Genomic DNA, 9,144 nt, shown 5'->3' with positions numbered 1-9,144 from the left:
CCGGCATGTTACGGAGTGTGAATGGAGGGGCGGATGAACAAAACTAACGTTGTTATGCTGGCGTGCGTCGGGGTGGCCGCAGTTGCCCTTGTCATTGCCGCTCGACCGGACCCCTCTGCCTCACCCTTGACTGCGCCCGCTGCGTCAAAGCCTGACACCGCCAATGCAATGGCGGCCACGTCGCCCGAAGCGCCAGAAGTACCCGCATCGGCGCCGGATGGATCGTGCCTATCAGCAATAGATCAGAGCACTCATGACTTAGTGTTCGCATGCAACACGCAAACATTCATTGATAGATACGACTATTCCCTAAACCAAAGTCTAAGCAAGAAAAATCAAAATCACGCAAAATTATATCAGTGCAAAAATTTCGCCGATCATACTGACTGTAAATACAGGCCGGAGGCATTTTATACCATGAACGTTGAGTTTAGGAAGCTTGGACTTCTTCATGGTCACGTTAACGATGCCTCAATGGTTGAGTTTGATCGTTCTACAGCAGGGAACGTCACAAGCGTTACTCTCAGAGGAAGTCGTGCTGACCCTATTAACCTACTTACTTTTGCTGGAAATGTTGAGGACTTTGCAGGCATTTGGGACCGAAGTGAAGCCTCTAAAGACAATCAGAAAATGTTCACTAACGATTTGGGGCTTATGCGCGGGGACGATGCGCCGGACATAGGAGAAACGTTAACTGTGAATAGGCCGTACGCCAAAATCAGTTGCACGTCCTGGCCATCCGAGACGACCATGGGCATAAAGTGCGTCTTTGAACCAAGACTATAACGGCTTTTCATTCCGCTTCATCTGCCACTGCATTCGGAAGCGGGCGCCCCTTGAGCACCCGCACCACAACCTTACCCACCCCTTGAGCCACGCGATCCTCATTCTGATGCGCAGCGACGGCCAATTCGGGGCGAGGGGGCTGATAGTTGGCTTGCTCCAATCGGCCCATTTCGAACACGACGGCCTTAATATCGTCCGAGCCAATTGACGCATGGACGCGCAAGGAAGGCTCAGACACGCGCGTGCCGTAGCTGTCCCGCATGTCGCCAGTCCGCAGACCGGGATCGTCAGGGGTAAATCCCTTCCGAATACGGTCATCAATCGTGCTGTCGGCGAGCGGGGTAGTCGGCAGCCCACTCTCAGGCCCGTCCAGATAGTGCCCAATCTGTGCCTGCGTCTCGACCTTGATACGATCTGCGCCATCCTGCACGCCGCGATGGACGGCAGCGGGGAGGGCGGGCAGCACACGCTCACGCATGAACTGCTGAAAAGATGAAACGTCTTTGAACTGCCTCATCCGCCCCTCCGATGGAACGTCATGGTGTCCCAGTCACACACTTCGCCGTTCATTTCCCGGAGCGCCACACACGCGGCCATTCTCCGGGCGTTCGACCAGCCTTTAGCCACGTCCCACGCTATCCCGTGGTCTGCCAGAAACAGCAGCTCCTGAAACAGCGGGGACCGGCTCAGTTTTTTGCTGTGTCTTTCGCGGCCTCATCGGCCTTTTCGGGAGCAAGAGTTTTCTGAAGCTCCACGATGCCACCATTGCCGATCTTGCGGGCGAGGTCTTTAACCTCATCCTTGGTCACGGGAAACTGAACCGGAACGCCATCAATGCTTGTCACGGTCGCAATCATCTGAGCATAGCCGAGCCATGCGCCCGCAGCTGCGCCCGACATAGCCGAACCGGCAGCCTCGATCAGATCCAGCATATCGCCCGGATCGATCTCTTTCAGCCCAAGCTTGCGGCCGTCGGGGAGGGTGATTTCAGAGGGGATGCTCACGAAATTTTTGTCCTGGTTGAAGCGAAGAATTGCACTGTCTGATGTACGAGGGTTTCAGCGGCCCACGCGTCGGTGGACAGCTTCAGGGAGATTCCGCTGTATTCCCACGTGGACGTGCTTCCATCAGCCTCAGTGATGTACTGATAGATGGTGCCCGAATTGATGGTTCCAGCATTCCAAAAGCCAGACTCAATCGCGGCTACGAGCGTGTCCAAAACGGCATTTGCTCGCGCGATCTGGAAAGAGCCACGCCAACCACTCGGCAGGTTGTATTCGGCCGGAACACCATTCAGCGGGAATGCTCGGAGCGCCTGCGTCTCCTGATTTGCCGTGAATGACGTCACGTCACGCAGATCTACTCTCGATCCGTTCCAGAGCACCGTGATCCGGCAATCCCTCCCGATGCTATAAGGCTTGCCCATCCCTTAGCTCCCGCTGCTGGTCGTGACAGTGACGGTCGTTCCGCCCTGAAGGTTGACGATGAAGAATTTGACGATGCCCATGTATCTGACGGCTACGTCGGCCTGGAGATAACCGAGCGCTGTCCGGTCCTGTGTGTTGTTCGAGGTGTCACAAACAACCGTGTAAGGGATTGCTCCCCCGTAGAGGCCAAGCATTCCCGCATCAAGCATCCCCTTCAGGAAACCGAGAAGCGTGGCGCGAACGTCTGCGAACAGGCTGTCGTTAATCACTTGGCCGATATAGGTGCCCATGCCTGTGCCAAGAGTTTCTCCAAGATAATTCGTCAGACGGGTGTAGTTGTCCCCGCTAACCGACGCACTCGAAGACGTATTCTGCCCCAGACGGCACGACCAGTACGAGCCACCGGGAGAAGGATTGGCGATCACGTCGATCCCGGCCCCGAACAGCGCCGTCAGTTCCGCGTCGGAATACGTCAGCGCCTGCCCAGTCGAAACCAAGCCTGATTTCTGGCTGCCAACAATCCCGGAAAGCTGCTTGTTCAGCGTGGATTGTTCCGGAGACAGCGATGCCAGCTCACCCGCGGCCCAGAATGACGGCGGCAACAGCATCACGCCGTTCGTGTCGTCATTCCAGTACAGCCAGTCGCCGTGCATCGCTTTGAGGGAGTACGAACCAGACACGCCAGCAGATGCGATCCCGCTCACAGCGTTGGCAACGGGTGTTCCCGAGCCAAACGACGTGACCATGTACGTACCTTCACCAAGGCCATACGCCTGCTGAGAAGTCCACGAAGACGTGTCTGTCAGCCCAGCAAGAAGGCCAATCGCGCACCCGGTGTTGCGCAGCGCATACATGCCCGTTCGGGTCGCCGTACCGTCAGTTCCGAGAAACTGGGCTGTCGTAGGCGTGCCGCCATCAGCCCCACCCGAGAGCGTGACAGTCCCAGCAGCCAGCGCAGGCGCCGTGCTTGGCACAGTCGCGACCACCAGAGCGGATGCGTCTGCAACAAGGGCAGCAGCGATAGCCGCCCAGGTCATGCCTGTATAGCTGGAGGTTCCAAGTGCTGCATGAGAAACCGTCAGGACGTAATTCCCGCCCGATCCCGCAACGAGCGTTGCCGTGATGGCATTGCCTGCCGCACCGGTGCAAACCGCAGTCAGCCCGACTGTTCCGAGCGTCCCTGTGGCTGCCTTGTCGGTGCCATCCGTCACGCGAACGCAGCGGAAATCGCTGGCACCCTGTAGCAGCGCCACGTTCACAGCAACGCCGATATTCGTGGCCAGAGCCTGCTTGGTGCCAAATGCTGCCAGATAGTCGCCCATACCGCCGATGATTACCGGCTTGCCGACAGCACCCCACGAGGCGGTACCGACAACGCCGAGGCGGTTGGAAGACACGCCGTTGATGACGGTCTGAGGCTGAACAATCTGCACATACATGGCAGGGACAGTCAGCGCCATCGTGTTCAGCGAACCAGCCTGATAAATTTTAACCACCGATTATTCTCCTGAAACCGGAACGGCGTAATTGCGGATCTCTGGATCGTCCGTGGTGGAGATCTGCTGTCCAACAGCGAACCCGTAACCGCCGCTGACTACGACGTAGGACACCCCGCCGGCATCCGTGCCGGACGTTGCCGATCCTGCTGCATCAGAGGATGTTCCGCCCGATGTCACAGCCGTTCCGCCGCTCGTGACCGCTGCACTGGACGTGCTTGAACTCGCGCTGGCAGAAGACGTGCTCCCGCCAGACGATACTGTCTCGCTCATGTTTTTTCTCGCTATTGGGGGAACACAGCCAGATTGCCGCCAGCGTCCTCGATCACGTTGCCGGCCGCGTCCATCGCCAGGCCGGAATAGGGCTGTTGTGCCAGCAACACGAGGTTGCCCGCCGCATCCAGATAAACTGTCTCGAAATTGTCTGTGAGAACGCCTGTTGTCGGCAGGACTGAGCCAAACGAGTGCAGCGCCAAGCCTGCATGCGTTACAACGTTGTTGTTCCCAACGCCCCAGAGCATCTGAGGCGCGGTCTGTGTCTGGATCGTGTCGTAGGTCACTTTCCAGAGCAGGTCGCGGCGGTAGATGCTGCTCGTCTGCTGGGTGTCAACGTCCTGCGCGCCTGCAAACTTGATCTGCGAAAACGTGCCGTCCGTGTTCGGGATGAACCATTCCGCTGAGGCTGCCGCATCAAGAGCGGACCCGAGGGCATCACGCCCTTTCCAGGATCCGGACCAGACCGAGACCCGAAACAGCGTCTCCTGACGCCGCGTGATCCGCCTCTGTGTGCCGATCCCGCCTGTTCGCGCGATAATCTCACGGGCATTTGGTACGATGACCGTAGCGCCACGCGGGTAAGCCTCTTCGATCTGCTGAGCCAGCGCCATAGCGATCGTATCGGCCGTGTCATCAGCCGTGACCGCATAGGACATTGACGTCCCACTCGGCGTGTCACTGCCATCCTGAAGCAGCACTTGCGCGCCCACGATACCAGCGGGCGTGACACCATCCGGAATTGACACCGTCAGTGTGTTACCGTCCACGGCAAGGCCCACCGTGCAACCCGAAATCGAGATTGTCCGCCACGGGTAATCCAGCGGGCTATCCACGCGCTTGTAGCTGGAGCCCATCGGCATGACAGTGACGTAGTCGATGCCTTTACTAAGGCTGCACGCCCCCGTCAGATCAGAGGATAGAAGCCAGCCACGCCGGATAATCGTTCGTCGCCCGCTGATAGAAGAGGCGGTGAAACCGTTCGGGTAAACGAGACCAGCCAGCGTCATAGCCAGAGCGGTAGAAGTCGTTCCGATATCTGCCACGTCACACCTGCTGAACGCGCATGAGGCACTTCGTCCCGTATTGGGACACTTCCACGCCCTCGATCACATAGGAGCGGCCCAGATCGTCCGTGGCAGTCATATAAACCTGCGGGTTAAGTCCGGGCATGACCGGCAATAGAAGCTGATAGACCGCCGCCTTGATGGCGCCCGGGATCGAGCTGCCAGACGCTTCGCCGCTGCCTTTCAGCAGAATGGAGCAGGGCCAGCCTGAGGCCGCAGCAGATGAGCCGCTACCTCCGGATGTGCCGTAATCGTCCTGATACCCTGCCAGAGGGCAGGCGGATGAGCTGCTGTCATCTGTCGTGCCATCCCCTGACGACGCGTTCCCAAACAGGGAAATCGTCCGGTCACACAGGATACACAAGGGCGGCTGGAACGCCTCGAAACGAGCAACGAAATAGCTTTCGCCGCCCGTGACGAGAATGTCTCCAGCCTGCACGTCCGTCGTATCGAATAGCCCGAACACAGCGGGTTTTCCCCATAGTGTCGGAGCCTTGAACGAGAACCCGGCATCGTTGTTGAACGCTGCCAGAAACGACGCGTACGGCGAGGCGAGGGGATCAATCAGGCTCGTCGGACGATACTGAACCGTCTCCGCCCCGATGCGCTTGGCAGCTTTGCCGTAGCCGCGCGCCGTTAGGGCTTGTAGTCGAGCCTGATTCATTTATGTCACCGGATTGTCTGGAATAGGGAGTTCATAATCCGGTCTGGGCCGGGACTTCATGAATGAAGGAGCAAGGAAGAGACTGTTCGCCATTCCACACCTCACAACAGTTCAGACGACAGCTACTCCAGAAGGAAGCGTTGCATTGCCGCCGTTCATCGTGAGCGGCCCAAGGTTGTTGCCTGGGTTCACTCCGATCAGATTACAAAGCCGCAGACGCCAAGCGTAAAACATAGCGTCCCGGTCCTGAACCTCTGTCCGATTACGCGTCCACACAGCCGCCTTATCCGTATCCAGATTGTCTGAAGCACCCATGATTGCCGTCTCCAACGACCTGATATTCGTCAGATACGTGGACACAACCGCTGCTGCCTCTTCTGGAACGGCCGCAATCTTGACGTCAATTTCCGTACTAGCCAGCGGATAACCACAGAAGCGCCGGATATCAATCAAGTCTGTCGGCTGTGGGGTCATCTTACGCTCCTGACGTCTTGGACGCCTCGGCGGCTTTGGTCAGCTCCTCGACCTTGGCCTTCAGGTCCGCGTTTTCAGACGTCAGCTCCTCGACCTTGGCCGTGAGATCGTCAATCTTCCGCTTGAAGCCCGCTGCGTTCTTCGGGGCTGGATCATCAGGCTTGCCTTCGATCAGCTCTTTGGCAGCAAGAAGCCCTTTGAAGTACGGGCTTGAAGTATCAACTCCGTCGAGATCCTTGGTCTCACCCGGAGCGAGGGAGACGTGGGACGTCTCCTTGCCCTTTGTCACCGCGACGATGCGAACGCCACGAGACATGTTTGTGTATTCAGCCATCAGACAATTCCATCCATATAGCGGAAGGCGCCAGGGCGGCGAACATCAACTCCACCAACACGGAAAATGCCAGGGACATGCCACGTCAGCGGGGCAACCGGATAAAGCTGCGAGACGAAGCGGAACGGCATTGGCATGTGCATTTTCACGACGCGCGGATCACGCTTGTAAGCGATCATGCGACCGGTCCCGCCAGTACCAGCAGTATCAAGCCCACGAACAGGCTCAATCATGAGCGGGCGTCCGGTGCGGGCCGTGTAAATGTTGTTCTTGCGGATGAACGACAGAACCGTGTCCGAACTCTCGTTCGTAATGCGGGTACTGTTCGCCTTCGTGAAGGCTGCCAGCGGAAGCAGTAGCGTATCAGCCAGCTCTACCGTGTTGGACTGCGTCCACACGCCACTCAGTGCCGCATCAGAGTCCGCGAGCATTTCGTCCGCGGTCTTCTTGGACCAAAGCGGAGAACCCGCCCCACCATTAGGCGCTTCGCCAACGGTCACATCGCTGCTGTTGGCAAGGCCAGAATAGCCCACAGAAGTATCGCCAAACATGGCAACCTGATCAATGAACTGTTCAGCAGCCAGACGGGCCGCATCGCCCTTGTCGGCAGAGAGGTTGCGACGGAGCATCTGCGCCTGTGCCAGCTCTTCCATCGTGTATTCGTAGCCGATGCCACCCATGGTGACTGCGGTCTCGAACTTGGCACGCTGGACGTCAGCGTTCGGAATGTCCTGCCCCCGGCCGTTGATCCACTTTGCCTGCCCCTTCGTATCGAAAGAGTAGTAGGTTACGGACGGGGACCAAGGGTTCGCTTCCGTGTCCACCGGCACAAGGCTCGGATAGCGAATATCCGGGTACTGGATCTTGTAAACTTCGCTCTCGATATGGGAGAGCTGCGACACTAGGAAAGCTTCGGCGCTCTGGGCATCATGCATGTTGATGTTCATCGAATACTCTCCTTACGCCACGCGGACGCCAATGCGGGCGATGCCCCCGGCCGCAGCCGTCGTCAGAAATACTGTTTCGGGAAGAGCCGTGTTGCCGGTTTCTGTGCCCGTGAAATTGCCGGATGCGTCGATATAGACGCCCGCTCGGGGCGTGACGGCAGACGTCACCGTCACCCAGACGTGGCCTTCTTCCATCACGGCCACGGGTGCGCCGACCGGGTAAGTGTCGACGGCCTCGTTGATGATGGGACGCACTTCCTTGCCGATGACTGAGACGCCGATAAAGGTGCCTGCATTGGCCGTGCCTGCGATGACGCAGGTGTTGTCTTTCGTCCCTTGAAAGACTGGCACACCAAAAGGCACAGGGCTGGCTTCTGCCACATAGGATGTGACCCGGGACTTGGAGGCATCTGCGACAAGGCCCGGAACACCTGCTGCCATAACATCAGGATATGAGGTCTGAATTGCAGGCATTAGCGTGTTCCTTCCGCGCCTTTCCAGGCGTTCTGCAAATGGTCGGTGTAGGCATTATGGGCCGTATCGCCCACGTTCATCCCGGACGGTGCGTTCAGGCCGCCAGAAAGCGTCTGACGCAGCGGATCAACGTTCGCAGAAGCGGAAGCGTTATCCAGGGTCAGCGCCTCGAACGCTGCGTTGATCCAAGCTTCATCCTTGGCTGCAACATCTGCGGCCGGGAGACGCTTGGTCAGAACATCTCGCCGGATGTCCATATTCGAGCGACCAGCAGACACATAGCTGTCACCAAGCGCTTTCCGGGCAACACTGATCAGCCCCGATCGAGCTTCAATCAGCGCATCCATAGCTGCCGCATCCGGCACGCTTGCTTTCAGATCAGCGATTTCCTGATCCTTAGCCGCAATAGCTCCGTCATGTGCGCTTCGAAGCTGCGCAATTTCAGCATCCTTGGCTGATAGGGCCGTCGAATGACGATCTGTCAGCGCTGCAATCTCACCGTCGCGGGCGCTCAGCTTCTTGGAGGCATCGCCAATCTGAGCGAGCAGCTTATCAATCGCCTGCGCGCCCTGATCCGTAGTCTGTACTGAAAGACCGTCCACAATAACGGTCCGCAGATTATCCGGCATTGTCCGGCCTTTCGTTGTGGTTGAATGTGCGGTCCACGCATCGCCAATTCGGCAGGCGTGGCCAGCGCGCCCCCGGTCCACCACCGCAAGATGGTTGCCCACGATGTGGCTCATCACCGCGTCATAGACTTCGCCGTCTGGCGTGGATCCGGAGGAAAACTGAACGTCGCAAGTGTATCCGGCACTAAGCTCTCGCTTGCCGTTCGATACCGCGTCGATGGCGCTCTGATCGGTGAGCATGAAGGGCAGGCGGACGTAATCGCCGTCCCTGACAACTTCGTCCCCCGTCATTCCGACGACCGTGTCTTTCCACGTCGCTGCCGTGACCATCTCTCGTGGATGATCGTTCGTCACCGGCTTACGAATGAAAGACGACATTGCGTCCTGAGAAAATACCTCGTTTTCCGGTCGGTAGACACGAACTGTGCCGAGATCCGGGCGGCCCATTTCTGAGCCAAGGTATTCCTGGATGCCGGTGCGAGCGATACGCGCATCGACCAGCAAATATCCATCACGCGTGGTGCGGGTTGCGTCAGTGAGGCTCAGCCGGTCTGTGACCGATAGGAGCATGGC

At 58.2% G+C, this 9,144-nt stretch carries 13 protein-coding genes; 1 reads left to right on the top strand and 12 read right to left on the bottom strand.

Features of this window, described 5'->3' with window-relative positions; genetic code table 11:
• The first annotated feature begins 33 nt into the window (after nucleotides 1-33).
• On the top strand, nucleotides 34-786 hold the full coding sequence (locus tag GFR01_RS12560) for a hypothetical protein (RefSeq protein WP_145994575.1): 753 nt from the start codon (nucleotides 34-36) through the stop codon (nucleotides 784-786).
• 7 nt (nucleotides 787-793) lie between these two features.
• Here the strand turns inward: GFR01_RS12560 and GFR01_RS12555 are convergent, their stop codons facing one another.
• The 12 genes from GFR01_RS12555 to GFR01_RS12500 form a co-directional block, all read right to left on the bottom strand.
• On the bottom strand, nucleotides 794-1,303 hold the full coding sequence (locus GFR01_RS12555; protein ID WP_099182730.1) for a hypothetical protein: 510 nt from the start codon (nucleotides 1,301-1,303) through the stop codon (nucleotides 794-796).
• 169 nt (nucleotides 1,304-1,472) lie between these two features.
• A complete protein-coding gene (locus tag GFR01_RS12550; protein WP_174694712.1) occupies nucleotides 1,473-1,790 on the bottom strand; it encodes a hypothetical protein in 318 nt (105 codons plus the stop codon).
• Nucleotides 1,787-2,212 carry a hypothetical protein gene (locus tag GFR01_RS12545; RefSeq protein WP_099182729.1) on the bottom strand — a complete coding sequence of 142 codons (426 nt, stop codon included), beginning with the start codon at nucleotides 2,210-2,212 and terminating at the stop codon, nucleotides 1,787-1,789. The genes GFR01_RS12550 and GFR01_RS12545 overlap by 4 nt, the downstream gene beginning before the upstream one ends.
• A 3-nt stretch (nucleotides 2,213-2,215) precedes the next feature.
• Nucleotides 2,216-3,709 (bottom strand): phage tail sheath protein, encoded by a 1,494-nt coding sequence (locus GFR01_RS12540; protein WP_099182728.1) that lies wholly within the window; start codon nucleotides 3,707-3,709, stop codon nucleotides 2,216-2,218.
• 3 nt (nucleotides 3,710-3,712) lie between these two features.
• Nucleotides 3,713-3,982 carry a hypothetical protein gene (locus GFR01_RS12535; protein WP_099182727.1) on the bottom strand — a complete coding sequence of 90 codons (270 nt, stop codon included), beginning with the start codon at nucleotides 3,980-3,982 and terminating at the stop codon, nucleotides 3,713-3,715.
• A gap of 11 nt (nucleotides 3,983-3,993) precedes the next feature.
• A complete protein-coding gene (locus GFR01_RS12530; protein WP_099182726.1) occupies nucleotides 3,994-5,028 on the bottom strand; it encodes a hypothetical protein in 1,035 nt (344 codons plus the stop codon).
• 1 nt (nucleotide 5,029) lies between these two features.
• Nucleotides 5,030-5,713 carry a hypothetical protein gene (locus GFR01_RS12525; protein WP_099182725.1) on the bottom strand — a complete coding sequence of 228 codons (684 nt, stop codon included), beginning with the start codon at nucleotides 5,711-5,713 and terminating at the stop codon, nucleotides 5,030-5,032.
• Nucleotides 5,714-5,824: 111 nt separating this feature from the next.
• Nucleotides 5,825-6,187: a hypothetical protein gene (locus tag GFR01_RS12520; RefSeq protein ID WP_099182724.1), complete on the bottom strand. Its 363-nt coding sequence runs from the start codon at nucleotides 6,185-6,187 to the stop codon at nucleotides 5,825-5,827.
• Nucleotide 6,188: 1 nt separating this feature from the next.
• Entirely contained in the window at nucleotides 6,189-6,521 is a 333-nt protein-coding gene (locus GFR01_RS12515) for a hypothetical protein (RefSeq protein ID WP_099182723.1), read from the bottom strand.
• Entirely contained in the window at nucleotides 6,521-7,468 is a 948-nt protein-coding gene (locus GFR01_RS12510) for a DUF2184 domain-containing protein (protein WP_099182722.1), read from the bottom strand. Before GFR01_RS12510 ends, GFR01_RS12515 begins: the two co-directional genes overlap by 1 nt.
• 12 nt (nucleotides 7,469-7,480) lie before the next feature.
• A complete protein-coding gene (locus GFR01_RS12505; RefSeq protein ID WP_099182721.1) occupies nucleotides 7,481-7,942 on the bottom strand; it encodes a structural cement protein Gp24 in 462 nt (153 codons plus the stop codon).
• Nucleotides 7,942-9,141 (bottom strand): DUF2213 domain-containing protein, encoded by a 1,200-nt coding sequence (locus GFR01_RS12500; RefSeq protein WP_167384262.1) that lies wholly within the window; start codon nucleotides 9,139-9,141, stop codon nucleotides 7,942-7,944. The genes GFR01_RS12505 and GFR01_RS12500 overlap by 1 nt, the downstream gene beginning before the upstream one ends.
• Nucleotides 9,142-9,144: the final 3 nt, after the last annotated feature.

The organism is Gluconobacter frateurii (assembly GCF_002723955.1).
In the GTDB taxonomy this organism is placed as follows: domain Bacteria; phylum Pseudomonadota; class Alphaproteobacteria; order Acetobacterales; family Acetobacteraceae; genus Gluconobacter; species Gluconobacter frateurii.
Note: the sequence above shows the minus strand (reverse complement) of the source record. Positions and strands in the feature narration are given on the sequence as shown.

What these genes read in the sequence shown, in the direction of transcription:
- GFR01_RS12520 (WP_099182724.1), bottom strand. Translation starts at nt 6,187, where the DNA reads ATGACCCCACAGCCGACAGACTTGATTGATATCCGGCGCTTCTGTGGT.
- GFR01_RS12510 (WP_099182722.1), bottom strand. Translation starts at nt 7,468, where the DNA reads ATGAACATCAACATGCATGATGCCCAGAGCGCCGAAGCTTTCCTAGTG.
- GFR01_RS12545 (WP_099182729.1), bottom strand. Translation starts at nt 2,212, where the DNA reads ATGGGCAAGCCTTATAGCATCGGGAGGGATTGCCGGATCACGGTGCTC.
- GFR01_RS12500 (WP_167384262.1), bottom strand. Translation starts at nt 9,141, where the DNA reads ATGCTCCTATCGGTCACAGACCGGCTGAGCCTCACTGACGCAACCCGC.
- GFR01_RS12535 (WP_099182727.1), bottom strand. Translation starts at nt 3,982, where the DNA reads ATGAGCGAGACAGTATCGTCTGGCGGGAGCACGTCTTCTGCCAGCGCG.
- GFR01_RS12555 (WP_099182730.1), bottom strand. Translation starts at nt 1,303, where the DNA reads ATGAGGCAGTTCAAAGACGTTTCATCTTTTCAGCAGTTCATGCGTGAG.
- GFR01_RS12515 (WP_099182723.1), bottom strand. Translation starts at nt 6,521, where the DNA reads ATGGCTGAATACACAAACATGTCTCGTGGCGTTCGCATCGTCGCGGTG.
- GFR01_RS12505 (WP_099182721.1), bottom strand. Translation starts at nt 7,942, where the DNA reads ATGCCTGCAATTCAGACCTCATATCCTGATGTTATGGCAGCAGGTGTT.
- GFR01_RS12525 (WP_099182725.1), bottom strand. Translation starts at nt 5,713, where the DNA reads ATGAATCAGGCTCGACTACAAGCCCTAACGGCGCGCGGCTACGGCAAA.
- GFR01_RS12560 (WP_145994575.1), top strand. Translation starts at nt 34, where the DNA reads ATGAACAAAACTAACGTTGTTATGCTGGCGTGCGTCGGGGTGGCCGCA.